Here is a 25628-nt window from a genome sequence, read left to right on the forward strand (position 1 = left end):
AATGCGGCCGCTAGATGCCGGAGTGCACATGAGTTGCTAGCCTGTTACGCGCCACTGCTCAGAAATTGCTCGCGCATCAGTGCAAGGTAGCTCTCTTCACCCATTTCGCGGCGTGTCCTTACCAGTTTGGCGATGTCTTCTCCGATGACGTAGCGAAGCCGGGCCGACCGGTCGGTTGCGGCGCCGAAGATCACGTCGGCGACTTGTTCAGCGCTGCTAGTGTCGCCGGTGAGCATCCCTGCATAGAGTGCCTTGATTTTTTCGATGTAGAAGTCATAGGATGCCAGGGATGGATCGTGGGCAAATTCGGAGAACATACGGGCTCCGAATTGCGTGCGGACCGCGCCCGGTTCAATCAGTTTGACGGAAATGTTTTGCGACGCTAGTTCATAGGACAGTGATTCTGAGAAGCCCTCGACCGCGAACTTGGTGGCGTGGTACATTGACATCAGGGGGACGGTGATAACGCCGCCGCTGGAACTGACGTTAATAATCGTGCCTCCGCCTTGTTGTCGCAGCACCGGCAACAAGGCGCGGGTCACATCCATCAAGCCAAAGACATTGACCGCGAACTGTTCCTGGATTTTTTGCGGCGAGAGTGCCTCAAACACCCCGAACAGGCTGAAGCCGGCGTTGTTGACAAGTACGTCAATGCCGCCGAAGCATGCCACGGCGGCATCCACGGCAGCACCGATACTCGCCTTGTCCTGGACGTCCAGTCGCGTGACGAGCAGACGTTCGCTGTTGCAAAGTTCAGTCTCGTCTGCGGGATTGCGCAGTGTGGCGACCACGTTCCAGCCTTGCTCCGCAAACCGTTTCGCAGCAGCTTTGCCGATACCTGATGAGGCTCCGGTGATGAAGATTGTCTTGGGCATTTCGCGTTCCCTTGCAATGATTTGGTATATGTTGAGGCGATACTCAACTTAATTCTATTTAAAGTTGAGGGTTGCGTCAAGTTATTATGAGTGAGAGATAAATAATGATTAAAGTGCAAGAATCGGAGAAATCGGCGCCGCCCAGCTTGAGAAAGGACGCCCGACAGAATATGGAGCGCCTCAGGATTGCGGCGTTGGACATGTTCCATGAGCGCGGCCTGGATGTGCCTCTGGAGGAAATCGCGCAGCGTGCCGGTGTGAGCATCGGCACCCTATACAACCGCTTTGGCACGCGTGAAGCGCTCACCGATGCTGTCATGGCAGACATCGCGGCCAGCCGGCTTGGCGATGCAGTGACGCGCGCCCGTAACTGCCCCGACCCATGGAGTCGTTTCGCTTGTTTTGTTAACCTGATCTGCGAGATACAGGCCACCGAACCTGCACTCAATGACGTCATTTCGCGGCGCCACCCTGAAGCGTCGCGGCTGGCGGCGGTGTGCGAAGAAACGATGGCGCAGGCGCGGCAATTCGTCGACGATGCGCAGAGCGACGGTGCCTTGCGCGCCGATTTCACGCTTCAGGAGTTATTTCTGATGTTCGTATCGAATGGCGCGCTCATGCGGATCGTTGATGGTGCCGGAGCCGCTGCCTGGCGGCGTTGCATGGGATTCATGCTGGACGGCCTCCGGGTACACGCCGCCGAGGCGCGGCGGGCAGGATGTACAGGCGTCTGATGGCTGTCTGAGCGCCATCAGGTTCGGAACGCAGGAACGCGGTGTCCCGGAACAGCACCTACTGTCATTGGGCAGAGTTACGTGCAGGCCGCCTTCTCAAGCGGCAGGGCGACAAAACCGAAATGCCTGGCTGCCTGGCCGCTTTTCAGATGTTGTACAGCAATATCCCGGCCTTGATCCGACAAGGTCAGCACCGTGGTGGCGCCATCGAGCCATGCCATCAGCTCATTGTCGCCAGCGGGCCGGCCATCGATGCGCAGCGATGCCATCGCTTGTGCCATGTCGCGGTCGTCGAGCTGGGCCACGATCTCGCCACGGCGCAAGATCAGTTCGCCGCCATCGCACAAAAACGCGGCGTCTGACGGACTGAGAACTTCTCCAGTGTGCAGCACAAAGCCGTGCTGCGGGTCGCTGCGGGCGATGTAGGGCGTCGCTTCCAGGTTCAGGTAGACGCGTTGCGGGCCATTCTGGAAAAACCAGCAGCCCCGTTCATCGTGACTGTAATTGCGGTTGATAAAGCCCAGCAGGGCTGCATGGACGATCTTCTCGCCGGGCAGTTGTAATTCTTGCGCGCGCTGGTCGCGCATGCGCCAGTGGCCGCGCGCGTCCAGCGCCAGCCAGCCGTAGCAATGGGGCACGTTCGGCCATTTGGCCAGCGCCTGTTTGACGAGCTCATCCATGTATGTGTTCCGTGTGTGCGTGTGGCGCGCCAGTGTGGCGGCTTCGCGGGTCAGGCTGCGCACCGCTGGCCTCTTCAAAAAAGCGGATCAGCTTTTGCGGCAACCAGTCCAGGCGTCCCGGCAACTTGCCGACGGCAAAGCCGACGTGGCCGCCGTGGCGCGGATAGTCGAGCTGCACGGCAGGCGAGGCGCTGCCGGGCAGATAGCGTCCCGGCAGGAACGGGTCATTGCGGGCGTTCAGCACCAGGGTGGGTACAGTGATGTCGTGCAACACGTGTTTGGCGCTGGCGCGGTCCCAGTAATCGTCGGCATCGCGGTAGCCATGCAGGGGCGCCGTGACGACATTGTCGAAATCATGCAGATTGCGCGCGGCCAGCATGGTCTCGCGCGCAAACAGGCCGGGAAACTGTTCCAGCTTGGCCAGGCATTTCGGTTTCAGGGTACGCAGGAACATGCGCGTATAGAGCCGGTTGGCGCCCGTGGACAGGGCCTTGCCGCCTTGCGCCAGGTCCAGCGGGGCGGACACGGCGCCGGCTGCATCGACAATGTCGGCAGCGTGTTGCGACTGGCCCAGCCAGCACAGCAGGGCGTTGCCCCCCAGCGAGACGCCGGCCGCGTAAAACTTGCCCGTGGCGCGCGGATGCAGCTTGCGCAGTACCCAGTCTACTTCCTGCGCATCGCCAGAATGGTAAAAGCGGGGCGCAAGATTGGCCTCGCCCGAGCAGCCGCGAAAATGCGGCACCGCGCCCGACCAGCCGCGCGCGGTCACTTCGGCCATCAAGGCCCGCGCGTAATGGCTGTCCGACGAGCCTTCCAGGCCGTGGAACAGCACCACGAACGGCAAGCCCGGCTGGCCGTCGACCAGGTCCACATCGACAAAATCGCCATCGGGCGCCGTCCAGCGTTCGCGCCGGAAAGCCACCCTGGGCTTGCTGATGCACATGGCCGGATAAATCGTTTGCAAATGGCCGTTGGGCAGCCAGAGCGGGGAAATGTAATTCATGGGTAAAGCTTAGTGCAGTATCTGCGCTCCTGCATTGTCGGCCGGGGCGCCGCCTGGTGCGATCGAGGCGTGGTGCAGCACGATGCGCCAGCCGCGCGGTGTCTTGATATACACATTGCTGGCCAGCAAATGCGCTGGCCCCTTGTCGCTGGCCGTGACGCCTTCGATGACCGTGTGGATGGAACTCATCAGATTATGCGTTTCATGCAGTTGCACCGGCACGATATGCAAGCCGCCGCCGGTCAGGATGCTGGCCCATGAAGCGCGGATGGCGGCATGCCCGATCAGGCGCACGCCGCCCGGATGGATGCAGACGATTTCTTCGTCATCGGCCCACAGCGCCATCAGCGCTTCCAGGTCGGCACGGTTGAGCGCATCGTAGAAGGCCGCTTCCACCTCGGCGGCGCTGCCATTTAATTCCTTCAGACTTTTCATGGGGACTCCGCTCTTGCTGGCTTCAATGCCGGGATGCTGGGCTACAAAGAAAAACGGCGCGCCCGTTTGAGGGGGCGCGCCGTCTGGCGATTAGTGATGGCCGGCGCTGGCGCCTTCCTTCAGGGTGTAGGCCGTGCCGCAGTAAGGGCATTTGGCCACGCCATCTTTGTTAAATTCCAGAAACACGCGCGGATGCGACGACCACAGCGGCATGGCCGGGTTAGGGCAGTGGGCAGGCAGGTCTTTACCGTCGAGTTCGACCGCTGGCTGGGTGGTATGTGTCATCTTGTCATGCTCCGTGAGGCTGTGTTGGGGATATCGTTAGGGAGAATCGGCTACTGCCAGGGCTAGATTTTAACGGATTCGGGCAGGCAACAAAAATCAGGGCTGAAATGGCAGCTTTGACAAGCTTGCGCTGGCGGGTGCCTGGACCCGACTATACGCTATCGGTGGCGCTGCGATAGCCGATAGTCCGATGGCGGGATGATTTTCCTGCATGCCCGTGCCCTGCATCGCATTGTTGTGCCCGTACCACAGTACCCATCTCCATCAGCATGATGGCGCCTGATGACATGTTGCAAACGATTGCGCGCCACCAGGCGTTTTTTGTGAAATTGTCTTTGTTGTATGTTTTTCAGTAATCCCCGACAAATCGGCGATTTGGTCTGGTGCTTGCGGTAAAATAGCGCACTTCCTTCCACTCGTCATCTGGATCGCCATGTCAGCTGTTCTCAACTTCGTCCGTCTGCAAGATTTGATCGCCCAAAATGCACTGCAAGGCAAGCGCGTTTTCATCCGCGCCGACCTGAACGTACCGCAAGATGACAGTGGCAAGATTACCGAAGATACGCGCATCCGCGCTTCGGTGCCCGCCATCCGCGCCGCTGCCGCCGCTGGCGCTGCCGTGATGGTGACTTCCCACCTGGGCCGTCCGACCGAAGGCGAATTCAAGCCCGAAGACAGCCTGGCGCCCGTCGCCGCGCGCCTGTCCGAACTGCTGGGTCAGCCAGTGGAATTGAAACAGAATTGGGTCGATGGCGCGGGCCTGGAAAACCTGGCGGCTGGCCAAGTGGTATTGCTGGAAAACGTGCGCGTGAACAAGGGCGAAAAGAAAAACAGCGATGAACTGGCGCAAAAAATGGCCAAGCTGTGCGATATCTACGTCAATGACGCGTTCGGTACCGCCCACCGCGCCGAAGCGTCCACGCACGGCATCGCCAAGTTCGCACCGGTCGCCTGTGCCGGCCCGCTGCTGGCCGCTGAACTCGACGCCTTGGGGAAAGCGCTGCACGCACCGGCCCGTCCGCTGCTGGCGATCGTTGCCGGTTCGAAAGTATCTAGCAAGCTGACCATCCTGAAAGCCCTGTCCGACAAGGTCGATCACCTGATCGTCGGCGGCGGCATTGCCAATACCTTCATGAAAGCCGTCGGCTTGAATATCGGAAAGTCGCTGGTGGAAACGGAACTGGTTGACGAAGCCAAAGCCATCATCGACATCATGGCCAAGCGCGGCGCGCAAGTGCCGATTCCCGTCGATGTCGTATGCGCCAAGGAATTCTCGCCGACCGCCATTGCCACGGTGAAAGACGTGGCCGATGTGGCGGACGACGACATGATCCTCGATATCGGCCCGAAAACAGCGGCTTTGCTGGCCGAACAGATCAAGGCGGCCGGCACCATCGTCTGGAACGGCCCGGTCGGCGTGTTTGAATTCGACCAGTTCGGCAACGGCACCAAGACCCTGGCGCTGGCGATTGCCGACTCGAGCGCTTTCTCGATCGCCGGCGGTGGCGACACCCTGGCGGCGATTGCCAAATACGCTATCACGGATAAAATCAGCTATATCTCGACGGGCGGCGGCGCTTTCCTGGAGTTCCTGGAAGGCAAGACCTTGCCTGCAGTAGAAATATTGATGCAGCGCGCCGGTTAAGGCGCACGACCTTATAAAACAGTACCAAGCGCAGCCTGACCGCTGCGCTTTTACCTTGCCGGGCGCTGTCGCCGCCTGGCCTTGCTTAGTTAGCGTCTTGTTTAGCGTCTTGTCGGCGCATAAGGAATCCTATGCCACGCGGTACAAAAATCGTAGCAACCATCGGCCCCGCCTCGACCAACTTCGATATCCTGGTCAAGATGATACGAGCGGGCGTCGATGTGGTGCGGCTCAATTTTTCCCACGGCAAGGCGCAAGACCATATCGACCGCGCAGCGCTGGTGCGCCAGGCGGCAGCCGAATGCGGCCGCGAAGTGGCCATCATGGCCGATATGCAAGGGCCGAAGATTCGTGTCGGCAAGTTTGAAAACAGCCGCATCCAGCTCGAAGCGGGCGACAAGTTCATCCTCGACGCCAAGTGGGGCGAGAATGGCGAACTGGGCAACCAGGAGCGTGTCGGTCTCGATTACAAGGCTTTGCCGCGCGACTTGCACAAGCATGACGTGCTGCTGCTGAACGATGGCTTGATCGTGCTGATCGTCGAGCGCATCCACGGCAGCGAAATCCACACCACCGTGAAAATCGGCGGCGAGTTGTCGAACAACAAGGGCATCAACCGCCAGGGCGGCGGCTTGACGGCGCCGGCGCTGACGGCCAAGGATATGGAAGATATCAAGACGGCCATGAGTTTCCAGGCTGACTATCTGGCTATTTCCTTCCCGAAAAGCGCGACCGACATGGAAATGGCGCGCCAGCTGGCCAATATCGCCGGCGAACCGTTCCACCACAAGCCGATGATGATCGCCAAGATCGAGCGCGCGGAAGCGATTCCCGCGCTGCAGGAAATTCTGGACGCCTCCGACGGCATCATGGTGGCGCGTGGCGACCTGGCGGTGGAAGTGGGCAATGCGGCCGTGCCGGCCTTGCAAAAACGCATGATCAAGATGGCGCGCGCCTCGAACAAGCTGGCCATTACCGCCACGCAAATGATGGAATCGATGATCGTCAACGCCGTGCCGACCCGCGCCGAAGTGTCCGACGTGGCCAACGCCGTGCTCGATGGCACGGACGCCGTGATGACCTCGGCGGAAACGGCTTCCGGCAAATACCCGATCGAGACGGTGGAAATGATGGCCGCCATCTGCGTGGAGGCGGAACAGTCCGAATACAACAAGCTCGACGCCGATTTCCTCAACGTCACGTTTACCCGCATCGACCAGTCGATTGCCTATGGCGCGCTGTTTACGGCCCACCATTTGCGCGTCAAAGCCATCGTGGCGCTGACGGAATCCGGTTCCACCGCCCTGTGGATGAGCCGCCACAGCATCGACACGCCGATTTTCGCGCTGACACCGAGCGTGACGACCTTGCGCAAGGCGGCGCTGTACCGCAACGTGCGGGCGTATCATCTGCTGCAGGACGCACCGAGCGAGCAAGTGCTGAAACAGGCGGAAGATTTGCTTGTTGGCAACGGTGCCGCAAAAAAAGGCGATTTGATCGTCGTCACCTGGGGCGAACCGATGGGGCAGGCCGGTGGCACCAATGCACTGAAGATCGTAAAGGTGGGCGAATTTCATTAATCGCCTGACAGAATTTCAGGCGCCGGCGCGGCCATCCGCCGCGAAGCGCCGCAACAGTTTCTCGTTCTCTGGAGTATTACCATGTCTCTCGTATCCATGCGTCAATTGCTGGACCATGCCGCCGAAAACGGTTATGGCATTCCTGCTTTCAACGTCAATAACCTGGAGCAAGTGCAAGCCATCATGGCTGCCGCCGATGCGCTCAACAGCCCGGTGATCATGCAAGCGTCGGCTGGCGCGCGCAAATATGCTGGCGAAGCGTTCCTGCGCCACCTGATCGACGCCGCCGTCGAAGCTTACCCACACATTCCTGTTGTCATGCATCAAGACCATGGCCAGTCGCCAGCCGTCTGCATGGCTGCCATCCGCTCGGGCTTCACGTCCGTGATGATGGACGGTTCGCTGGAAGCCGATGGCAAATCGGTGGCGTCCTATGAATACAACGTGGACGTGTCGCGTGAAGTGGTGAAATTCTCGCACGCCATCGGCGTGACGGTGGAAGCGGAACTGGGCGTGCTCGGTTCGCTGGAAACCATGAAGGGCGACAAGGAAGACGGCCACGGCGCCGACGGCACCATGACGCGCGAGCAATTGCTGACCGACGTCGCGCAGGCGGCCGACTTCGTGCAGCGCACCCAGTGCGACGCGCTGGCGATCGCCATCGGGACTTCGCACGGCGCCTACAAGTTCACCCGCAAGCCGACCGGCGATATCCTGGCGATCGACCGCATCAAGGAAATCCACGCGCGCATCCCGAACACCCACCTGGTGATGCACGGTTCTTCGTCGGTGCCACAGGAATTGCTGGCCATCATCCGTGAATTCGGTGGTGACATGAAGGAAACCTACGGCGTGCCGGTGGAAGAAATCCAGGAAGGCATCCGTCACGGCGTGCGCAAGATCAATATCGATACCGACATCCGCCTGGCGATGACGGCAGCGACGCGTAAATTCCTGTTTGAAAACCCATCGAAGTTCGACCCGCGCGACTTCCTGAAACCGGCCCGCGCCGCTGCCGAGCAGATCGTGCGCGCCCGCTTCCAGGCGTTCGGCTGCGAAGGCCAGGCGTCGAAAATCAAGGTCATCCCGATGGAAAAAATGGCTGAGCGCTACAAGGCCGGCGAGCTGTCGCAGATTGTGAAGTAAAATTCTGTCTGGAGCGGACTGCATATGCAGTCCGTGCCCGATATTCTTGACCGGCAGGCAAGCCCTGCCTGCCGGTTTTGTTTCATCAAATCATTCCTCCTCCGCTATGAACAGCCTCTATCAGACTTCCATCCATTCCCTGCCACTGCTGGGCCACGGCAAGGTGCGCGACAACTATGCCGTCGGCGACGACAAGATCCTGATCGTTACTACCGACCGTCTGTCGGCCTTTGATGTCGTCATGAACGAGCCGATTCCCGGCAAGGGCAAGGTGCTCAATCAGATGAGCGACTTCTGGTTCGAGAAACTGGGCCATATCGTGCCGAATCATTTGACGGGCGTAGCGCCGGAGTCGGTGGTGGCGCCAGAGGAAGTGGAACAAGTGCAAGGCCGTGCCGTCGTCGCCAAGCGCTTGAAACCCATCATGGTCGAGGCGGTGGTGCGCGGTTACATCATCGGTTCGGGCTGGAAAGATTACCAGGACACGGGCAGCATTTGCGGCATCGCGCTGCCAGCCGGCTTGCAGCAGGCTGAAAAGCTGCCAGAACCCCTGTTCACCCCGGCGGCCAAGGCCGAGCTGGGCGAGCATGATGAAAACATCAGCTTTGCCGAGATGGAAAACCGTATCGGCTTTGAGCTGGCCGCCAAGATGCGCGACGTCAGCATTGCACTGTACAAGGCGGCTGCCGATTATGCGGCCACGCGCGGCATCATCATTGCCGACACCAAGTTTGAATTCGGCCTGGACGAGCATGGCGTGATGCATCTGATGGATGAAGTGCTGACGGCCGATTCCTCGCGCTTCTGGCCAGCCGATTCGTATCAGCCTGGCATGTCGCCACCATCGTTCGACAAGCAATTCGTGCGCGATTACCTGGAAACCTTGACCTGGGGCAAAACCGCGCCGGCGCCTGCGCTGCCAGCGGACGTGATCGACAAAACCCAGGCCAAGTATTTCGAAGCCATCGAACGCCTGACGGGCGAGAAGCTGAAGGCGTAAGCATGAGTGATCTGCAACAACAGCCGCTGGTCGGCATCATCATGGGCTCGTCTTCGGACTGGGACGTGATGCAAAACGCGGTGGCCATCCTGAAACAGTTTGGCGTGCCGTTTGAAGCGCAAGTCATTTCCGCGCACCGCATGCCCGACGAGATGTATGCCTACGCCAAGAGCGCCCGCGCGCGCGGCTTGCGCGCCATCATCGCCGGCGCCGGCGGTGCGGCCCACCTGCCTGGCATGGTGGCCGCGATGACCATCGTGCCGGTGCTGGGCGTGCCCGTGCCATCGAAGTATCTGCGCGGCGAAGATTCGCTGCTGTCCATCGTGCAAATGCCCAAGGGCGTGCCGGTGGCCACATTTGCCATCGGCGAAGCGGGCGCGGCCAATGCGGCATTGACGGCGGTCGCCATGATCGCTGCCACCGATGACGCGCTGGCCGAGCAGCTCGAAGCTTTCCGCGTCACGCAAACCGAGGCCGCCAAGGCCATGACACTGCCGCTTGCATAATGAGTGATTCGAAGTTATCTCCTATTTTGCCAGCCGCCACGCCGCCAGCCTGGCTGGGCGTGATGGGCGGCGGCCAGCTGGGCCGCATGTTTGCCCAGGCCGCACAAGCCATGGGCTACCAGGTGGCGGTGCTGGAACCGGCCAGCGACTGTCCTGCCGGACAAATCGCCCAGCGCGTGGTCGAAGCCGGCTACAGCGATGTGGCTGGTGTCGATGCGCTGGCTGCCCAGTGCCTGGCCGTTACCACCGAATTTGAAAACGTGCCTGCCGACAGCCTGTCGCGCCTGGCCGAGACGGTGTTTGTCGCCCCCAATGCCCACGGCGTGTCGGTGGCGCAGGACCGCATCGCTGAAAAACGTTTCTTTGTCGATTGTTCGGCCCAGTCGGGCGTGTTGCCGGCGCCGCACAAGGTGATCGCCACGCTGCAAGATATTGCAGACATCGGCGATGACTTGTTGCCTGGTATCTTGAAAACCGTGCGCATGGGGTATGACGGCAAGGGCCAGTACCGCGTGTCCACGCGCGACGATGTGCGCGCCGCCTTCGACGAGATGGGCCAGGTGGCCTGCCTGCTGGAAAAAATGCTGCCGCTGGCCTATGAAGTGTCGGTGCTGACGGCGCGTGGCGTCGATGGCCAGTCGGTGGTGTATCCGATTGCCGAGAACGTGCACCGCGACGGCATCTTGTTTACCACCACCGTGCCGGGACCGAACGTGTCGGGCGAGAGTGCCGCCCGCGCCCAGCAGGCGGCGCAAGTCATCGTGGCCGAGCTTGGCTATGTGGGCGTGCTGTGCATCGAATTCTTTGTATTGACCGATGGCAGCCTGGTGGTCAATGAAATGGCGCCCCGTCCGCACAACAGCGGCCACTACACCATGGACGCCTGCGTCACCAGCCAGTTTGCGCAGCAGGTGCGGGCCATGGCGCGTTTGCCGCTGGGCGACGTGCGCCAGCATTCGCCGGCCGTGATGCTCAACATCCTCGGCGATGTCTGGTTTGACGGCGACAGCGACACGGCGCGCGAACCGGCCTGGGACCGCATCCTGGCCTTGCCAGGCGCAAATTTGCATCTGTATGGCAAGAATGATCCACGCCGTGGCCGCAAGATGGGCCATCTGACGTTTGTCGCTGCTACGCTGGCCGAGGCGCAAACCCGGTTGCATGCAGCCTGCCTGATCCTGGGAATTGCGCCGTGAGTGTGACTGAATCAACCCTGGACCTGGCGGCGATTGCGGCCGCAGCGCGTCTGCTGGAAACGGGCGCGCTGGTGGCTTTTCCTACGGAAACTGTGTATGGCCTGGGCGCCGATGCGGAAAACCCGGCTGCCGTGGCGCGTATCTATCAAGCCAAGGGGCGCCCATCCGATCACCCGGTGATCGTGCATGTGGCGCCGGGCGCGGATTTGTCGCATTGGTCCGATGATCTGCCGCAGGAAGCACGGCAACTGGTGGCGGCTTTCTGGCCCGGCCCGCTGACCCTGATCGTCAAGCGCGCCGCGCATATCCCCGATGCCGTTTCTGGCGGACAAGATACGGTGGGCTTGCGCTGCCCGTCGCATCCGGTGGCCATCGCCTTGTTGCAGGAATTCAAGGGCGGCAACGGTGGCCTGGCGGCGCCGTCGGCGAATAAATTCGGCAATGTCAGCCCCACCACGGCGCAGCATGTGCGCGACGAGTTCAGCGATGAGCTCGATAGCGGCTTGCTGGGCGCGGTGCTCGATGGCGGGCAAAGCGAGGTCGGCATCGAGTCGACCATCGTCGATCTGTCGCGCCTGGCCACGCACGGTCCCGTGCTGTTGCGCCCTGGCCATATCAGCAGCGCACAGATTGCTGCCGTGATTGGCCGCGCCCCGGCGGTGGCCGATGCTGCCGCGCCGCGCGCGTCCGGCACGCTGGAATCGCATTACGCACCGCATACGCCTGTTGCGATGCAGCAAAGCGATGCCTTGGGCGAAACGCTCAACCGGTTGCTGAACGATGGCCGCCGCGTAGCCCTGATCCATTACTCGGATTTGCCAGCGGCCAGCGCCAGCGTGCGCCTGGTTGCCGATCCGCAAGGTTACGCACATGCGCTGTACGCCTCGCTGCGCACGATGGACCAGGTCGGCGCGGAGCTGATCCTGGTGGAAGCACCGCCTACCGGCCCGGACTGGCTGGGCATCAATGACCGTTTGCGGCGCGCCGCTTTCGGCTCAAGTGGTATCTTGCAGCAATTCCTCGACGCATGAAAAAAGCCCCTCACGGGGCTTTTTCTTGATGCAGCGCAATAGAAGTGCTTGCCACGAATCATAGTAAATCAGCCATAATCTGCCCCAAACTCCCACGTCGATGGGTGGCAACATTGTTGTAATTTGGCTGATTTTTGAAACATAATTTCTATACAAGTCTGCAGAACGATGGCATATTAGGTGGGTAGCGAATAGCACGCCCGTTCGTTTAGAAACCAGAAAAAGACCCAAGGAGACAAAATGCATCAAACAAAATTCGCGCTGGCCGTGTTGGCTGCGGCTGTTCTGGCCGGTTGCGGCGGCTCCACTGCCGGTGACCAGACACTGAAAGTGCAATACAGCGCCCAGGTATCGTTTGGCGACAGCCTGTCCGATGTGGGTTCCTATGCGGTTGGCACGGTCGCTGCATTAAAAGGTGGCAAATTCACCATCAATGGCGACAATCGCTCCATCAATCCTGAGCTGACGGGCAAGAACTGGACCGAGCTGATGGCGGCGCAATTCAGCCTGCCAGCGCCGTGCGCAGCAGAAACGGGTCTCGATGGCGACGCCAGCCAGGGCTTTTCGGTTCCCATCAAATTCAATACGGGCTGCTATGGCTACGCCATGGGCGGTTCGCGCGTGACCAATCCGGTTGGTCCGAACAATAAACTGACCGGTAGCGCGCTGGGCGCCTTGACCGTGCCGGTAGTGACCCAGATCCAGAATCACCTGAAGGCTGTCGGCGGCAAGTTCAAGGGCGATGAAATCGTTTTCGTGATGGCAGGCGGCAATGACGCCCTGTTCCAGCTGGGCGCCTTGCAAGCTGGCGCGACCGCTGCTGGCCAGGCGGCCGGTGCTGCGGCAGGTGCACAAGCTTTTGCTGCCAATCTGGTGGCGGCTTTTGCTGCCGGGGCCCCTAATCCAGCGACAGCGGCGCAATCGATCGGTGCTGCCGTGGCGGCTGCCAGTGCAGCGCCAGGTGCAACCTCCGCGTCCATCGTGGGTGCTGCCGTGCAAGCGGCTGTCATCGCCGGTAATACCGCGGTGGGTTCGCCTGCCGTGTATGGCCCGCTGGTTGCCAAGGCACAAGCCGACGCTACCGTCACCGGCAATGCCGCCGGCGCCAAGGCTGGCGCCGATTACGCTGCTGCCCAGGGACCGGCATTGGTCGCTGCCATGGCAACGGCCGGCAACGATCTGGTGGCGCTGGTGAAAAACCAGATCATCGCGAATGGCGCGACCCGCGTGGTGGTCAATAACCTGCCCGATATCGCCAACACGCCTTCCGGCCTGAGCAAGGACGCCTCGACCAAGGCTTTGATCAACGCCATGGTCAGCGCCTACAACGGTGCATTGAATACCCTGTCCAGCGAGCCGAAAGTGCTGGTGGTCGATGTGTTTGCCGTCAGCCATGACCAGGCCACCAATCCAGCCCCGTATGGCTTGACCAATGTGACTGAAACGGCTTGCGACCTGACCCCGGCCAAGAATCCCCTGGGCAGCTCGCTGGTCTGCAATGGCAGCAACCTGAAATCCGGTGACGTGAGTCACTACTCGTATGCCGATGATGTGCATCCTACGCCGTTCAACAACCTGCTGCTGGCGCGTTATGTGTCCAAAGCCATGGTGGTGAAGGGCTGGCTGTAAGACATCGCGCGTGGGACCGCCATGCCGGTCCCACGCTACAGAGTACTCACGGGTGATCCCGGACATAATGAATCAGGAGACATAATGAAAATTCGTTTGAACAGTGCATTGAAAGTGGTGGCGCTGGCTGCCGCGATGGTGGCGGCCTCAAGCGCCTCGGCGCAAAGCGCAGGCACCTGGACCTTCAAGGTCGGCATGAACAAGATCACGCCGAAAGTCGAGAGTGGCGACCTGTCGGCGCCGGCATTGCCAGGCACCAAGGCCGATGTCAAATCCGACACCAAGCCTATCTTCACCTTTGCCTACATGCTGACCGATAATGTGTCGGCCGAACTGGACCTGGGCGTACCGTATAAACATGATCTGGTCGGCGCTGGCGCGATCGCCGGCACCGGCAAGCTGGGTTCGGCCGAAGTCTTGCCGCCGACCGCGTTCATCCAGTACCGTTTCTTCCAGCCTAGCGCGATGATACGTCCGTATGCCGGTATCGGCCTTACCTATGCCTATTTCCAAAAGGAAACCGGTTCTGGCCAGATGACCGCCTTGCTCAATACGGGCGGTTCGGGTGAAACGTATCGCCTGGATAACAAATTGACGGTCAGCTACCAGGTCGGCGCGACCTGGGCCTTCAATGAGCGCTGGTTTGCCGACGTTGCCGTGGTCAAGACGCCGCTGAAAACCACGGCCCATTTCACCACCGGCCAGACGCAGGACATCAAGCTCAATCCGCTGGCAGTCAGCGTCGGTATCGGCTACAAGTTCTGATTAGCCCAGCCATAAAAAAATCCGCCTCGGCGGATTTTTTTTCGTCCTGAACGGTTCAGGCCGGTGGCGTGTTGAACTGGCCGTTGTGGAAAATCAGCGGCGCCTGCGGGTTGGACGCGCATTCTTCCACTTCGCCGACGAAAATCACATGGTCGCCTTCAGGGTAGCGGCTGCGGTTGTGGCATTCGAACCAGGCCGATGCGCCTTTCAGTATCGGCTGGCCCGTGCGCGACAGCTCGTACTCGACACCCTCGAACGGGTTGTCCGTGCGGCGCGCAAAGCGTTGCGCCAGCTCGGCCTGGTCGGCGCCCAGCACGTTGATCACGTAATGGGAATTGCCGCTGAAGATGGGCATGCTGTTGGCCAACGAGCCCAGGCTCCACAGCACCAGGGGCGGCGACAAGGAGACGGAATTGAAGGAGCTGGCCGTGAGGCCGCGAAAACTGCCGTCAGCCAGGCGCGTCGTGATCACCGTGACGCCGGTGGCAAACTGCGACAATGCTTGGCGGAAATGCGTCGTATCGAATGTTTGCGCTGGCGCGCGGGGAGAGCGTGTGTTCATGGGAGACCTGTCTATTTGCTGACATTATGCCAAAAATCGGCCAAGCCAGCGTAATCATGCTTGCTTGCCCGCCAGATGGTGGGGCAGGCCCTGCGCTTCAGGCGGCAATGCAAGCCATGCCGCTTTGCGTTACAGTGGTGTAACAACAGGGACGTTGCGCTGGCGTGCCGCAGCTGTTTTGCCGAGACGTCAGTTTTTGCGGGAGAGCATCATGAATGGACGGACGGAAGTCGCACTATTGGGCGGTGGCTGTTTCTGGTGCCTGGAAGCGGTGTTCCTGGAGGTGCGCGGCGTTACGCATGTCGAGTCCGGCTACACGGGCGGTACGCTGGACTCCCCCACGTATGCGCAAGTGTGTGCCGGCGATACGGGGCACGCGGAAGTGGTGCGCCTGGAATTCGATCCGGCCGTGATCAGTTACCACGACCTGCTGGAAATGTTTTTTACCATCCATGACCCCACCACCCTGAACCGCCAGGGCAGCGACGTGGGCACGCAATACCGTTCCGTGATTTATTTCAAGTCAGCCGAGCAGGAAAACGTGGCGCACAAGGTGATCGCCGAGATGGCCAATGTGTGGGATGCGCCCATCGTGACCGAGTTATCGCCCGCCCAGCCTTACTTCAGGGCCGAGGACGAGCACCAGCGTTATTTCGAGCGGCATCCCTTGCAGAGCTATTGCGCCTGCGTGGTGGCGGCCAAGCTGGCGAAGTTCTGCGCCATGCATGCGCACCGGTTGAAATGATGCCCGATGGTCGGCAGCGGGCATCAAAACGCGCTTAATTGACCGGCGTGACCAGCGCCGGCGTGGTTTGCTGTTGCTTGTCGTACATATAGTTGCGCGACCAGGGGAGCGTCGAGGAACGCCGTCCCGCCTTCACGCAGACGATCTGGTACAGGCTGATCAGGTCCTGTTCGAAGGCATAGCTGCAACCGGCCAGGTACACATGCCAGATGCGGAAACGCCGCTCGCCGGCCAGTGGACGGATCTGCTCGGCGTTGGCCTCGAAGTTTTCCGTCCACAATTGGCAGGTGCGCGCATAGTGGCGGCGCAGGTTTTCCACGTCCAGCACTTCCAGTCCCCCTTGCTGCATGGTTTTCAGCACATTGCCGATATGCGCCAGCTCGCCGTGCGGAAACACATATTTTTCGATGAATTCGCCGCCGCCGTACGGCGTTTCGCCATTGTCGGGGTCGGTGGAAGTGATGCCGTGGTTCATCGCCATGCCATCCGGCGCCAGCAGCTTGTTGATGATGCCAAAATAATCAGGCAAGTGTTTCAGGCCCACGTGTTCGAACATGCCCACGCTGGTGATGCGGTCGAACTGGCCCGTCACGTCGCGGTAGTCTTGCAGGCGGATTTCAATCAGGTGTTCCAGGCCGGCCGCGGCGACGCGCTCGCGCGCCAGCGCAAACTGGTTTTCCGACAGGGTCACGCCCACGCAGCGGGCGCCATATTGCTGCGCCGCCCGGATCACCAGTGCGCCCCAGCCGCAGCCGATGTCGAGCAGGGTCTGGCCCGGCTGCAACTGGATCTTGCGCAGGATATGGTCGATCTTCTTGACTTGCGCCTGTTCCAGGGTTTCATCGCCGTGTTCAAAATAGGCGCAGGAATACACCAGGGCCGGGTCGAGGAATTGCTGGTAGAACGCATTGGACACATCGTAGTGGTAGCGGATGGCCTCGGCATCCTTGCGCTTGTCGTGCGTAAAGCTGCGCACGATGCGCGCCAGCTTGCCTTCCTGTTTGAGGGTATTGCGCGCCAGCGCATTACCGATCGAAATCATGTCGCTGGCGGAACCCTTGACTTCGATATTGCCCTCCACATAGGCCGAACCCAGGTTGGCCAGCGAGGGATTGAGCAGGTAGCGGGCCGATGCTGCCGTTGGCAGGCGGATGGTGACGCGGGGCGCTTCGCTGGACAGGTCGATGTGCTGACCGTTCCACAGTTCTATACGCAGTGGCAAGGCAGTCTTGCTGCGCATGCCGGCAATCCAGGACTTGAGTTGGTTTTGTACAAACAAAATGGCCTCCAATGAAGCGGCCGTCAAAACGGCCGCAAATTGAGCAACATGTTATTAACACTCTACCGTGATAGCCTACACCTATATTGCCTTGCTTGCTGTGCACCGCCGTGTATCGTCTCTGTTAAGGTTGTAAACGTTGCATGTTCCATTGCCCTTCAGCATCACGTGTAAACACGATGCGGTCGTGGAAGCGCGAACGCCGGCCTTGCCAGAATTCGATGCGCTCCGGCTGCAAGCGGTAGCCGCCCCAGTGGTCGGGGCGTGGCGGAGTGGCGTCTTCGCCAACGCTGGCCGCCACGGCCGCGTAATTGGCTTCCAGCGTGGCGCGGTCGCTGATCGGTGCGCTTTGTTGGGACGCGATGGCCGCCAGCCGGCTGAGCAGGGGGCGCACATTGAAATACTCGTCGCTTTCGGCCGCCGTGGTTTTCACCACCGTGCCTTCGATGCGGACCTGGCGTTCCAGTTCGCGCCAAAAGAACAGCAGCGCGGCATGCGGGTTGTGCGCCAGCTGCTGGCCCTTGTCGCTATCGTAATTCGTGAACCAGGTGAAACCGCGCTGGTCGAATTGCTTGATCAGCACGATGCGCGAGCTGGGCTTGCCGTCCGGGCTGACGGTGGCCAGGCTCATCGCGTTCGGTTCGACCACTTGTGCCTTGAGCGCGTCGTCAAACCATTTTTCGAACTGGGCGATGGGATCGGCCAGCACATCGGTTTCGCTCAGGCTGGAGCGGGCAAAATCGGTACGCATGGCGGCCAGGGTGGCGGCATCGTGCGCGATGGGTGCTGTAGAAGCGGCGGGAGCCTCGGGCGCGATGCCGCGGCGGCGCTGCATGGCCGTGCCCAGCTGTTCCATCTGCTGCGGGCTGAACAAACGCTTGGCCATGGGCGCCAGCTGGCTTTCTTCCTTGCTCATATGGGCCTGGTAAGCGGCCACGTAGTCGCGCACGCCATGGGCCGACAACTGCTTGCCGGTGCCGGCCGCGATGCTGTCCAGTTCCGGGCGCAACGTGGCCCAGGCCGCGTCCATGCGCTGGTGGTCGGCCAGGATTTCCGGCACCAGGGTGGTCAGCAGGGCGGCGTCGTCGCCGGTCGCCGTCGCTTGCAGCATGGGCATCAAGTCTTGCTCTTCGTCATCGTGGTGCAAATGCGCGGCTTTATTGAAATATTGCAACACTGCCTTGGCCGCCTGCTGTGCCTCGGCCGTGTTGCCTTGCTGCAGCAGGTGGACCAGCAGGTTTTGCAGGGTAGTCAGCTGCTTGCGGATCTTGTCGTGGCAGTGCTTGAGGACGGCAATCGGCTGGTCAAAGCCGGGAACGGTGTCGAACAGGGGGGCGGTCATGGTGTAGCTCTCTTGGTGGGCGGTGTGGGGGCTGGGCCTATTTTAGAATATCTCGCAGCGCCTTGTCCGTTAAAATGGCGGTATGCATACTTCCACCAATGAACTTATTTCCCCGGACTTGACCGAGATCGATTTTGACCGCCGTTTCGGCGGCATTGCCCGCCTGTATGGCCCACCGGCGCTGGCCCGCTTCCGCGCGGCGCACGTGTGCGTGATCGGCGTGGGCGGCGTCGGCTCGTGGATCGTCGAAGCGCTGGCCCGCAGCGCCGTGGGCCGGCTGACCCTGATCGACCTGGACAATGTTGCCGAATCGAATATCAACCGCCAGATCCAGGCCATGAGCGACACCATCGGCAAGGCCAAGATCACGGCCCTGGCCGAACGCATCGCGCTGATCAACCCGTTTTGCCAGGTGACCGAGGTCGAGGATTTCATCGCGCCCGATAACCTGGAGCAACTTTTGGCAGGCCACGATTTCGACTACGTGGTCGACGCCATCGACAATGCCAGGGCGAAAGCGGCACTGATTGCCTATTGCCGCGCGCACCAGCTGCCCATGCTGACCATCGGCAGCGCGGGCGGCCAGACGGATCCGACCCTGATCGCCGTGCGCGACCTATCGAAGACGGAGCAGGAACCCTTGCTCAAGCGCGTGCGCAAGCTGTTGCGCACGGAATATGGTTTCCCCCGTGGCGTAAAAAACAAGTTCAATGTCGACGCCGTGTTTTCCATGGAACCGTTGACCACGCCGGAAAATCCCGAAGCTTGCGACATTGACGGCACTGCTGCCGGCGTGACGGGCTTGAATTGTGCCGGTTTCGGCTCCAGCGTGGTGGTCACGGCCAGTTTCGGCATGGTGGCCGCGTCCCACGTGCTGAAAACCCTGCGCCAGCCCGCTGCTGGCGAGATTGCCGAGTCCGCCGCAGCTTGAGGCGAGCGCGCATTTAAGCCTATCGTCGCGGCGGTTTGCTATTATGGACGGATTGCCTGCCCGCCTCGCGTGGCAGGCACTTATCGAAACTCACAGAAAGAATACATCATGACGCGTAGCTCCGTTTTGTTTGCCCTGATTTGCTCCGTCGCCGCGTCGCTGGCGCAGGCACAGGTCGCTGTACCGGCTCCCGTGCCTGCTGCGGCAGTGTCGCTGAGCCCAGGCCCTGCTGCCGACAAGCTGATCATCATCGACAACAAGGTCGGTACGGGCAAGGAAGCCGCTGCCGGCAATAACGTGACCGTGCACTACACGGGCTGGCTGTACCGTCCGCTGGCGAAAAATTCGCGTGGCAAGCAGTTCGACAGCTCTGTCGGTCGTGGCCCGTTTGATTTCCCGCTGGGCAAAGGCATGGTCATCAAGGGTTGGGATCAAGGCGTGGCTGGCATGAAAGTGGGCGGCAAGCGCACCCTGATCATTCCTGGCGAACTCGCTTACGGCCCGCGCGGCGCCGGCAATGGCGATATTCCGCCGAACTCGGCCTTGATTTTCGATGTCGAATTGCTCGACGTGAAGTAATTGACCATTTGGCGGCGGCGCATTGTTGCGCCGCCGCTAAAAAGGGTAGACTGGGGTTTCCTGGAATTGCAGCGGAGACCCCCTCATGAAGATCGCGAACAACGTTACTGAACTGATCGGTAACACCCCCCTGGTGCGCATCAACCGCATCGCCGACGGCAGTGTGGCCACCATCCTGGCCAAGCTCGAATTCCATAATCCTGCGCACAGCGTGAAAGACCGCATCGGCCTGTCGATGATCGCGGCCGCCGAAAGCGCAGGCAAGATTCATCCCGACACCATCATCGTGGAACCGACCAGCGGCAACACCGGCATTGCGCTGGCCATGGTGTGCGCGGCGCGCGGCTACCGCTGCACCCTCGTCATGCCCGACACCATGAGCCGCGAACGGCGTATATTGCTGCGCGCCTATGGCGCCGAGCTGATATTGACGCCGGGCAGCGAGGGCATGCTGGGCGCCATCCGCAAGGCGGAAGAACTGGCGGCCACCGATCCGCGCTATCTGATGCTGCAGCAATTCAATAACCCCGCCAACCCCGCCATCCACCGCCAGACGACGGCCGAGGAAATCTGGCGCGACACGGATGGGCAAGTGGACATCATCGTGGCCGGCGTGGGTACGGGCGGCACCATCACGGGCGTGGGTGAAGTGCTGAAGGCGCGCAAGCCGGGCCTGCAAGTGATTGCGGTGGAACCGGATGCGTCGCCGATGCTGTCGAAAGGCAGCAAAGGGCCGCACCCGATCCAGGGCATCGGCGCCGGTTTCGTGCCGCAGATATTGAACACGGCCATCTACGATGAAGTGATCTGCGTCAAGAATGACGACGCGTTTGCCACCGCCCGCCTGGCCGCCAGCAGCGAAGGCTTGCTGGTCGGCATTTCCTCAGGCGCCGCCCTGTGGGCCGCCGTGCAAGTGGCGCGCCGTCCTGACAACGCGGGCAAGACCATCGTCACCATCATCCCTTCGTTTGGCGAGCGCTACCTGAGCACGGCCCTGTACGCCGGCCTGGGCGACTGAGCATCTGCCAGCATGCAGGCTTGACGCATTACAATATGGATGGGCCGCAATCGTTCGGCCCGCCTCTTTAAGTGAAACTATGTTCCTGGTAAAACCTGAACGCCGCCGCCTGCTGCAGGTGGGCGTGACCGTGGCCGTGATCGCGCTGGGCCTGGGCTCGCGCGCCTATCCTTCTTTCGTGCCTGAGGTGCTGGGCAAGTATCCGGGCGACGCCCTGTGGGCCATGATGATCTTCTTTGCGCTGGGCGCCGTGGCCACGCGCCTGCTGACGTGGAAGCTGGCGGCCTGGGCGCTGCTGGTCTGCTTTGCCGTCGAGTTCAGCCAGTTGTACCAGGCGCCGTGGATCAATGCGATCCGCGCGCACGCCCTGGGGCATCTGGTGCTCGGCTCTTTCTTTGGCTGGGTCGACCTGATTGCCTATACGGTAGGCGTGATCATCGCGGCGCTGGTGGACAAGGGACTCTTGTTCCAGCGCCGCTAAGCCAAATTACTTCACATTCCCTTCTGTATCACGCACTTCCACCGGCGCCAGTTTCAGCCTGGACAGTTGCGGTGCGATCTTTGCCTGGTCGCCTACGCCGATGACGATCAGCTTTTCAGGCTGCAGGTATTTCTTGACCACCTCCTGCACCTGCTTGCCCGTCACGCTGGAAAAGCGTTGCGGCAAGCTGCTGTAGTAATCCAGGCCCAGGCCGTAGATATAGGTGTTGGCCATGCTGGCGCTGATGCTGGCATTCGTTTCGAACTGGCCCGGCAGGGACAGTACTTGCGAATTGCGCGCATTCGACAGCTCCTTGGCGCTCAAGGGCTTGGCGATCATGGCGCGGATTTCCTTGAACGTTTCCGATACGGCCGGGCCCGTCACGTCGGTGCGCACGCCGGCCGCGATCGAGAATGGGCCTGGCTGGCTGCGGTACTGGAATTGCGAGCGCACGCCATAGGTATAGCCTTTTTCTTCGCGCAAGTTGTTGCTCAGGCGACTAGTAAACAAGCCGCCCAGCGCCGCGTTCATCACTTGCAGCGGTGCATAGTCGGGCGTCTTGCGGTCCACCGCGATGGTCGACAGGCGCACGGCCGTTTGCGGCGCGCCCGGCTTGTCGACCAGAATCAGCCTGGCCTTGGTGGTTTCCGGCGTGGCATTGACCGAGGGCGCCACCGTGCCTGGCTTCCAGGCGCCGAATTTCGCTTCCGCCAGCGCCTTCAATTCCGCTTCGCTGATATCGCCCGAGACGATCAGCGCTGCATTGTTCGGCAGATAGTGCTGTTGCCAGAATGCTTGCAGGTCGGCGCGGGTGGTGGCTTTCAATGCCGCTTCCGTGCCCAGCTGGATATTGCCGTACGGATGTTTCGGACCATACAGGGCGGCCGCTTCCACGCGGGCGGCCACGGCGCCCGCGTTTTCGCGCTGCTGCGCCAGTTCGCCGATGCGGCTGGCGCGCTGGCGCTCGACTTCTTCTTGCGGGAATTGCGGGTGCTGCACCACGTCGGCCAGCAAGTCCAGCGCTTGCGGGAAGGTGGCTTTCAAGGAGGTCAGCTGGGCGAACGAGGCATCCACGCCGGAACCGGTGCCCAGGAGCGCGCCCAGTTGCGCCACTTCATCGGCGATCTGCGGCGCAGTGCGCGTTGCGGTGCCTTCCTGCAGCAATTGCGCCGTGAAGCTGGACAAGCCAGGCTGGGCCAGCGGATTGGCGCCCGAGCCGCTCTTGATGACCAGCTGGGTCGATACCAGCGGCACACCCGGATTGCTGTTGTAGATCACGGTCAAGCCATTGGCCAGGGTGAACGACTTGCCTTGTGGCAAATGAATGGCCGGTGCGGGACCGGCTGCCGGCACCTTGTTGCGCCAGGCTTCATCGGCGTTAATCGCCGTGCCTGGCTGGGACTTGATCTTGCCTGGCGCCGGCGTCGGCACTTCCGGTCCCAGGTCCGGCGTGCCGGGCACACCATACACCACCACGCGGGCCTGGTTTTTCAGGTAAGTGTCGACGGCGCGCTGCACGCCGGCCACCGTTACCTTGCGGTAGCGCTCGATATCTTTCGCCAGGTAGCCAGGGTCACCCGTGTACTGGTTGTACTGGTTCATCATGTTGGCGTTGCTGCCGACTTTTTCCACCTGGCCCAGCATGCCCGTTTCGATGCCGTTGCGGGCCCGCTCGATTTCCTTGTCCGTCGGGCCGTGGGCGCGCAACTGCTCCAGTTCGGCATTCATCGCTTGTTCGATTTCTTCCGGCTTGTGGCCGGGGCGGGCCGTCACGTCGACCGAAAACACGGAAGTCAGGGCGTTCGAGCTCTGGTTGGCGTTCACGTCCTGCGCGATCTGCTTGTCGTACACCAGCGATTTATACAGGCGGCTGGACTTGCCGCCGGCCAGGATTTGCGCGGCGATCGTCAATTCCGCATCGTCAGGCTGGTACGCCGATGGCGTCAGCCAGGCCATGAAGACGCGTGGCAATTCCACGTGGTCCTGCACCACGATGCGGCGCTCCTGCGTGATGGGCGGCGTCACCACATTGGGTTTGGGCACGGCCGGGCCGCTCTTGAAGCTGCCAAAGTATTTGTTGACCAGTTGCTTGGTCTTGGCCTTGTCGATGTCGCCGGCGATCACCAGGCTGGCATTGTTGGGGCCATAGTATTTGGTGAAGAATTCGCGGATGTCGGCTAATTTTGCGTTCTGGATGTCGGCGTGCGAGCCGATCACGCTGGCGTAATACGGGTGGTTCTTGGGAAACAGCTGGTGGTACAGCGCTTCTTCGACGATGCCGTAAGGGCGGTTTTCCACGCTTTGGCGGCGCTCGTTGCGCACCACGTCCTGCTGGTTGGTCAGCGCCGTCTGGTCGAGCACGTCAAGCAGGTAGCCCATGCGGTCGGAATGGGCCCACAGGGCCAGTTCCAGCTGGTTCGACGGTACCGTGTCGAAATAATTGGTGCGGTCGAAATCGGTGCTGCCGTTCGAATCGGTGGCGCCCGCGCCTTCGAGCAACTGGTCGGCCAGGCCGCGCGGCACGTGCTTGGTGGCGGCAAACATCATGTGCTCGAACAAGTGCGCAAAACCGGTCAGGCCAGGCGCTTCGTTGGCCGGTCCCACGTGGTACCAGATATTGACGGCGGTCACCGGCAATTTGTGGTCTTGCACCAGGATCACTTCCAGGCCATTCGGCAGGGTGTATTTTTCGTAGGCAATATTCGGTACCACGGTGGCGGATGCTGCCGCGTCGGCGGCGTAGCTGAGCGACAGTGGTGCGCCATACAGCGACAGGATCAGGGCGGGAATGGCCAGCAGTTTCATCGATTTCATGCGTGCTTCCAGGTGGGGTTAGGAGGAGGTATTTTTTATTGGTGTGATTGGCGATGCCGGGGAGTGCTTATACAGGATCGCCGCGCCGCCCAGCACCAGCAGCGCGCAGGCAATCGAAACGATGGCGGCCGCGCCCAGCAAGCGCCATTCGCGCGGCGTGAACCAGGCCGTGGAGGTTGACGCGGGCGCAGGCGTTGGCGCAGGCACTGGCGCAGGCAGATCCGGCAGCGGCGGCAAGCCGCCCGCCGCGCGCGCCTGCGCGGCCAGCGCCAGGGTGGCCGCGTCAAGCTGGGCCAGCTGGCGCCCGACGGTGTCGGCCAGCACGGCTTCGTTCAGCGCCACCAGCGCAAATATCGGGTCGTCAACGTCGATCTTGATGCCCGTCCTGTCGAATACATGGCTGCGCAGTTTATGCTGGTCCACTACCATTGCACCTTGTCGAGTTGTTCAAAGATGTCGCGGTAAACGACCTTGATGCGCTGCTTTTCCATGATGTTGAATTTTTCATTTTTCAACACTTCCTGCATCGTCAGGCGCGCCGTGTTCATCTTCTTGACGTCGGCGCCGAAGGTGTCGGGATTGCGCTGGCTCAGGGTCACGCTGCCTTTTACACGGGCGCGGTTGTCGGCATACGACTGCGATTCCATGAATTGCTTGCCCGACGCCGATTGCAGCAGGCCGAAGTGTTCGTTTTGCCACAGCACCAGCGGCACGTTGGTGGAGCGGGCCGTGGCGACAAAGCCGGTGGCCGTGTCGTGCAGGGTGTCGCCACCGCCCACGATGGTATGGATATACACCTTGCGGCCCGATTCTTCCAGCAGCGAGAAGCAATCGTTTTCCAGCAGGTAGCCCATCAGCGGCGAAAAGGTATTGGCGCCATTGTCGATCACGCAGTTGCCGTCTTCTTCCAGAATATCGATCATCAGCGCATCGAAGCGTTTCGGGTCGATATTGCGGCTATCGGTCATCACCGGCACATGCTTGACGTTCATGGCCTTGTAGCGCGAGAAGGTGGCGTTTTCCTGGTCGGTGTCGTAGCAGCGCAGGGGCGTGCCATCCTTGCCGCCTATCCATTGCGCCAGCAGGGTCGAGACCAGCGTCTTGCCGATGCCGCCTTTGCCCTGCAGGATGAAATGTACCGTGTTTTGCATTGCGACTACTCCAAGTTGTTGCGTCAAATGTACGTGCCAGCGGCGCCGTCCCTGCCATGTCCGCGCACGGCCGGCCGCATCAGACGTAATGCTGGCAGGCAAGGCGGGAAGAAAAACGGTGGGGACATGAATATGGACGGGCGGGACGGCTGGCGATTGTTGAGAATAAGTCTTTTTTATCTGTTAGGCAACCGCAGCAATGATGGCGGCGCCATG

26 protein-coding genes are annotated in these 25628 nt (G+C 61.1%); 15 read left to right on the forward strand and 11 right to left on the reverse strand.

From position 1 onward, the window contains the following. Nucleotides 1-44: 44 nt before the first annotated feature. On the reverse strand, nt 45-875 hold the full coding sequence (locus ACL9RI_RS07685; protein WP_422725986.1) for an SDR family oxidoreductase: 831 nt from the start codon (nt 873-875) through the stop codon (nt 45-47). Between the two features lie 104 nt (nt 876-979). Here ACL9RI_RS07685 and ACL9RI_RS07690 point away from each other — a divergent pair, with 104 nt between their 5' ends. Further along, nucleotides 980-1609, forward strand: a complete 630-nt coding sequence (locus ACL9RI_RS07690) for a TetR/AcrR family transcriptional regulator (protein WP_422725987.1) — start codon at nt 980-982, stop codon at nt 1607-1609. 77 nt (nt 1610-1686) lie between these two features. Here the strand turns inward: ACL9RI_RS07690 and ACL9RI_RS07695 are convergent, their stop codons facing one another. The 4 genes from ACL9RI_RS07695 to ACL9RI_RS07710 all read right to left on the reverse strand — a co-directional run bounded on the left by ACL9RI_RS07695 (nt 1687) and on the right by ACL9RI_RS07710 (nt 4012). Then, nucleotides 1687-2289 carry a DUF2946 family protein gene (locus ACL9RI_RS07695; RefSeq protein WP_422725988.1) on the reverse strand — a complete coding sequence of 201 codons (603 nt, stop codon included), beginning with the start codon at nt 2287-2289 and terminating at the stop codon, nt 1687-1689. After that, nucleotides 2282-3292, reverse strand: coding sequence for a YheT family hydrolase (locus ACL9RI_RS07700; protein WP_422725989.1), 1011 nt, complete (start codon nt 3290-3292; stop codon nt 2282-2284). The genes ACL9RI_RS07695 and ACL9RI_RS07700 overlap by 8 nt, the downstream gene beginning before the upstream one ends. Before the next feature lie 9 nt (nt 3293-3301). Further along, complete coding sequence (locus tag ACL9RI_RS07705) at nt 3302-3727, reverse strand: YybH family protein (protein WP_422725990.1); 426 nt, start codon at nt 3725-3727, stop codon at nt 3302-3304. A gap of 90 nt (nt 3728-3817) precedes the next feature. Then, a complete protein-coding gene (locus ACL9RI_RS07710) occupies nt 3818-4012 on the reverse strand; it encodes a zinc-finger domain-containing protein (RefSeq protein ID WP_183674399.1) in 195 nt (64 codons plus the stop codon). 433 nt (nt 4013-4445) lie between these two features. Here ACL9RI_RS07710 and ACL9RI_RS07715 point away from each other — a divergent pair, with 433 nt between their 5' ends. The 9 genes from ACL9RI_RS07715 (at nt 4446) to ACL9RI_RS07755 (ending at nt 14510) form a co-directional block, all read left to right on the forward strand. Next, on the forward strand, nt 4446-5657 hold the full coding sequence (locus ACL9RI_RS07715; RefSeq protein ID WP_422725991.1) for a phosphoglycerate kinase: 1212 nt from the start codon (nt 4446-4448) through the stop codon (nt 5655-5657). Between the two features lie 131 nt (nt 5658-5788). Then, nucleotides 5789-7237, forward strand: coding sequence for a pyruvate kinase (pyk, locus tag ACL9RI_RS07720; protein ID WP_422725992.1), 1449 nt, complete (start codon nt 5789-5791; stop codon nt 7235-7237). 81 nt (nt 7238-7318) lie between these two features. After that, the gene (fba, locus tag ACL9RI_RS07725; protein WP_183674408.1) at nt 7319-8383 is read left to right on the forward strand and encodes a class II fructose-bisphosphate aldolase; all 1065 of its coding nucleotides are present in this window, start codon (nt 7319-7321) and stop codon (nt 8381-8383) included. Nucleotides 8384-8489: 106 nt separating this feature from the next. Further along, on the forward strand, nt 8490-9383 hold the full coding sequence (locus ACL9RI_RS07730; RefSeq protein ID WP_422725993.1) for a phosphoribosylaminoimidazolesuccinocarboxamide synthase: 894 nt from the start codon (nt 8490-8492) through the stop codon (nt 9381-9383). 2 nt (nt 9384-9385) lie between these two features. Beyond that, nucleotides 9386-9889 carry a 5-(carboxyamino)imidazole ribonucleotide mutase gene (purE, locus tag ACL9RI_RS07735; RefSeq protein WP_422725994.1) on the forward strand — a complete coding sequence of 168 codons (504 nt, stop codon included), beginning with the start codon at nt 9386-9388 and terminating at the stop codon, nt 9887-9889. Next, nucleotides 9889-11085: a 5-(carboxyamino)imidazole ribonucleotide synthase gene (locus tag ACL9RI_RS07740; RefSeq protein WP_422725995.1), complete on the forward strand. Its 1197-nt coding sequence runs from the start codon at nt 9889-9891 to the stop codon at nt 11083-11085. The genes purE and ACL9RI_RS07740 overlap by 1 nt, the downstream gene beginning before the upstream one ends. 2 nt (nt 11086-11087) lie before the next feature. Then, entirely contained in the window at nt 11088-12116 is a 1029-nt protein-coding gene (locus ACL9RI_RS07745) for an L-threonylcarbamoyladenylate synthase (protein ID WP_422726139.1), read from the forward strand. A gap of 240 nt (nt 12117-12356) precedes the next feature. Further along, nucleotides 12357-13745: an esterase gene (locus tag ACL9RI_RS07750; protein WP_422725996.1), complete on the forward strand. Its 1389-nt coding sequence runs from the start codon at nt 12357-12359 to the stop codon at nt 13743-13745. Nucleotides 13746-13829: 84 nt separating this feature from the next. Next, a complete protein-coding gene (locus ACL9RI_RS07755; protein WP_422725997.1) occupies nt 13830-14510 on the forward strand; it encodes an OmpW/AlkL family protein in 681 nt (226 codons plus the stop codon). A 55-nt stretch (nt 14511-14565) separates the two neighbouring features. Here the strand turns inward: ACL9RI_RS07755 and ACL9RI_RS07760 are convergent, their stop codons facing one another. Continuing rightward, nucleotides 14566-15072, reverse strand: a complete 507-nt coding sequence (locus tag ACL9RI_RS07760; protein ID WP_422725998.1) for a flavin reductase family protein — start codon at nt 15070-15072, stop codon at nt 14566-14568. A 211-nt stretch (nt 15073-15283) separates the two neighbouring features. On the opposite strand from ACL9RI_RS07760, the gene msrA reads away from it, so the two are divergent. After that, nucleotides 15284-15817 (forward strand): peptide-methionine (S)-S-oxide reductase MsrA, encoded by a 534-nt coding sequence (msrA, locus tag ACL9RI_RS07765; protein WP_422725999.1) that lies wholly within the window; start codon nt 15284-15286, stop codon nt 15815-15817. Between the two features lie 34 nt (nt 15818-15851). On the opposite strand, the gene ACL9RI_RS07770 is transcribed toward msrA, so the two are convergent. Then, entirely contained in the window at nt 15852-17057 is a 1206-nt protein-coding gene (locus ACL9RI_RS07770) for a class I SAM-dependent methyltransferase (RefSeq protein ID WP_422726000.1), read from the reverse strand. Nucleotides 17058-17220: 163 nt separating this feature from the next. Further along, nucleotides 17221-18438, reverse strand: a complete 1218-nt coding sequence (gene pdxH, locus ACL9RI_RS07775; RefSeq protein ID WP_422726001.1) for a pyridoxamine 5'-phosphate oxidase — start codon at nt 18436-18438, stop codon at nt 17221-17223. A gap of 82 nt (nt 18439-18520) precedes the next feature. On the opposite strand from pdxH, the gene tcdA reads away from it, so the two are divergent. The 4 genes from tcdA (at nt 18521) to ACL9RI_RS07795 (ending at nt 21447) form a co-directional block, all read left to right on the forward strand. Beyond that, nucleotides 18521-19369, forward strand: coding sequence for a tRNA cyclic N6-threonylcarbamoyladenosine(37) synthase TcdA (gene tcdA / locus ACL9RI_RS07780; RefSeq protein ID WP_422726002.1), 849 nt, complete (start codon nt 18521-18523; stop codon nt 19367-19369). Between the two features lie 108 nt (nt 19370-19477). Next, complete coding sequence (locus ACL9RI_RS07785; protein WP_422726003.1) at nt 19478-19948, forward strand: FKBP-type peptidyl-prolyl cis-trans isomerase; 471 nt, start codon at nt 19478-19480, stop codon at nt 19946-19948. A gap of 85 nt (nt 19949-20033) precedes the next feature. Continuing rightward, complete coding sequence (gene cysK, locus ACL9RI_RS07790; RefSeq protein ID WP_422726004.1) at nt 20034-20966, forward strand: cysteine synthase A; 933 nt, start codon at nt 20034-20036, stop codon at nt 20964-20966. A 79-nt stretch (nt 20967-21045) separates the two neighbouring features. After that, a complete protein-coding gene (locus ACL9RI_RS07795) occupies nt 21046-21447 on the forward strand; it encodes a DUF2809 domain-containing protein (RefSeq protein ID WP_422726005.1) in 402 nt (133 codons plus the stop codon). A gap of 6 nt (nt 21448-21453) precedes the next feature. On the opposite strand, the gene ACL9RI_RS07800 is transcribed toward ACL9RI_RS07795, so the two are convergent. From ACL9RI_RS07800 to ACL9RI_RS07810, 3 genes are read right to left on the reverse strand one after another with little or no spacing between them, the layout of a single operon-like run. Further along, entirely contained in the window at nt 21454-24261 is a 2808-nt protein-coding gene (locus ACL9RI_RS07800) for a M16 family metallopeptidase (RefSeq protein WP_422726006.1), read from the reverse strand. Nucleotides 24262-24279: 18 nt separating this feature from the next. Further along, nucleotides 24280-24684 (reverse strand): hypothetical protein, encoded by a 405-nt coding sequence (locus tag ACL9RI_RS07805; RefSeq protein ID WP_422726007.1) that lies wholly within the window; start codon nt 24682-24684, stop codon nt 24280-24282. Then, entirely contained in the window at nt 24684-25412 is a 729-nt protein-coding gene (locus tag ACL9RI_RS07810; RefSeq protein ID WP_422726008.1) for a hypothetical protein, read from the reverse strand. Before ACL9RI_RS07810 ends, ACL9RI_RS07805 begins: the two co-directional genes overlap by 1 nt. Nucleotides 25413-25628: the final 216 nt, after the last annotated feature.

This window comes from Janthinobacterium sp. Mn2066, assembly GCF_049319705.1.
Taxonomy (GTDB): domain Bacteria; phylum Pseudomonadota; class Gammaproteobacteria; order Burkholderiales; family Burkholderiaceae_D; genus Janthinobacterium.

What these genes read in the sequence shown, in the direction of transcription:
- ACL9RI_RS07705 (WP_422725990.1), bottom strand. Translation starts at nt 3,727, where the DNA reads ATGAAAAGTCTGAAGGAATTAAATGGCAGCGCCGCCGAGGTGGAAGCG.
- ACL9RI_RS07730 (WP_422725993.1), top strand. Translation starts at nt 8,490, where the DNA reads ATGAACAGCCTCTATCAGACTTCCATCCATTCCCTGCCACTGCTGGGC.
- ACL9RI_RS07770 (WP_422726000.1), bottom strand. Translation starts at nt 17,057, where the DNA reads ATGCGCAGCAAGACTGCCTTGCCACTGCGTATAGAACTGTGGAACGGT.
- ACL9RI_RS07695 (WP_422725988.1), bottom strand. Translation starts at nt 2,289, where the DNA reads ATGGATGAGCTCGTCAAACAGGCGCTGGCCAAATGGCCGAACGTGCCC.
- tcdA (WP_422726002.1), top strand. Translation starts at nt 18,521, where the DNA reads ATGCATACTTCCACCAATGAACTTATTTCCCCGGACTTGACCGAGATC.
- ACL9RI_RS07810 (WP_422726008.1), bottom strand. Translation starts at nt 25,412, where the DNA reads ATGCAAAACACGGTACATTTCATCCTGCAGGGCAAAGGCGGCATCGGC.
- purE (WP_422725994.1), top strand. Translation starts at nt 9,386, where the DNA reads ATGAGTGATCTGCAACAACAGCCGCTGGTCGGCATCATCATGGGCTCG.
- ACL9RI_RS07700 (WP_422725989.1), bottom strand. Translation starts at nt 3,292, where the DNA reads ATGAATTACATTTCCCCGCTCTGGCTGCCCAACGGCCATTTGCAAACG.
- ACL9RI_RS07795 (WP_422726005.1), top strand. Translation starts at nt 21,046, where the DNA reads ATGTTCCTGGTAAAACCTGAACGCCGCCGCCTGCTGCAGGTGGGCGTG.
- ACL9RI_RS07710 (WP_183674399.1), bottom strand. Translation starts at nt 4,012, where the DNA reads ATGACACATACCACCCAGCCAGCGGTCGAACTCGACGGTAAAGACCTG.
- ACL9RI_RS07750 (WP_422725996.1), top strand. Translation starts at nt 12,357, where the DNA reads ATGCATCAAACAAAATTCGCGCTGGCCGTGTTGGCTGCGGCTGTTCTG.
- cysK (WP_422726004.1), top strand. Translation starts at nt 20,034, where the DNA reads ATGAAGATCGCGAACAACGTTACTGAACTGATCGGTAACACCCCCCTG.
- ACL9RI_RS07785 (WP_422726003.1), top strand. Translation starts at nt 19,478, where the DNA reads ATGACGCGTAGCTCCGTTTTGTTTGCCCTGATTTGCTCCGTCGCCGCG.
- ACL9RI_RS07800 (WP_422726006.1), bottom strand. Translation starts at nt 24,261, where the DNA reads ATGAAATCGATGAAACTGCTGGCCATTCCCGCCCTGATCCTGTCGCTG.
- ACL9RI_RS07685 (WP_422725986.1), bottom strand. Translation starts at nt 875, where the DNA reads ATGCCCAAGACAATCTTCATCACCGGAGCCTCATCAGGTATCGGCAAA.
- ACL9RI_RS07690 (WP_422725987.1), top strand. Translation starts at nt 980, where the DNA reads ATGATTAAAGTGCAAGAATCGGAGAAATCGGCGCCGCCCAGCTTGAGA.
- ACL9RI_RS07760 (WP_422725998.1), bottom strand. Translation starts at nt 15,072, where the DNA reads ATGAACACACGCTCTCCCCGCGCGCCAGCGCAAACATTCGATACGACG.
- ACL9RI_RS07715 (WP_422725991.1), top strand. Translation starts at nt 4,446, where the DNA reads ATGTCAGCTGTTCTCAACTTCGTCCGTCTGCAAGATTTGATCGCCCAA.
- ACL9RI_RS07755 (WP_422725997.1), top strand. Translation starts at nt 13,830, where the DNA reads ATGAAAATTCGTTTGAACAGTGCATTGAAAGTGGTGGCGCTGGCTGCC.
- fba (WP_183674408.1), top strand. Translation starts at nt 7,319, where the DNA reads ATGTCTCTCGTATCCATGCGTCAATTGCTGGACCATGCCGCCGAAAAC.
- ACL9RI_RS07740 (WP_422725995.1), top strand. Translation starts at nt 9,889, where the DNA reads ATGAGTGATTCGAAGTTATCTCCTATTTTGCCAGCCGCCACGCCGCCA.
- pyk (WP_422725992.1), top strand. Translation starts at nt 5,789, where the DNA reads ATGCCACGCGGTACAAAAATCGTAGCAACCATCGGCCCCGCCTCGACC.
- msrA (WP_422725999.1), top strand. Translation starts at nt 15,284, where the DNA reads ATGAATGGACGGACGGAAGTCGCACTATTGGGCGGTGGCTGTTTCTGG.
- pdxH (WP_422726001.1), bottom strand. Translation starts at nt 18,438, where the DNA reads ATGACCGCCCCCCTGTTCGACACCGTTCCCGGCTTTGACCAGCCGATT.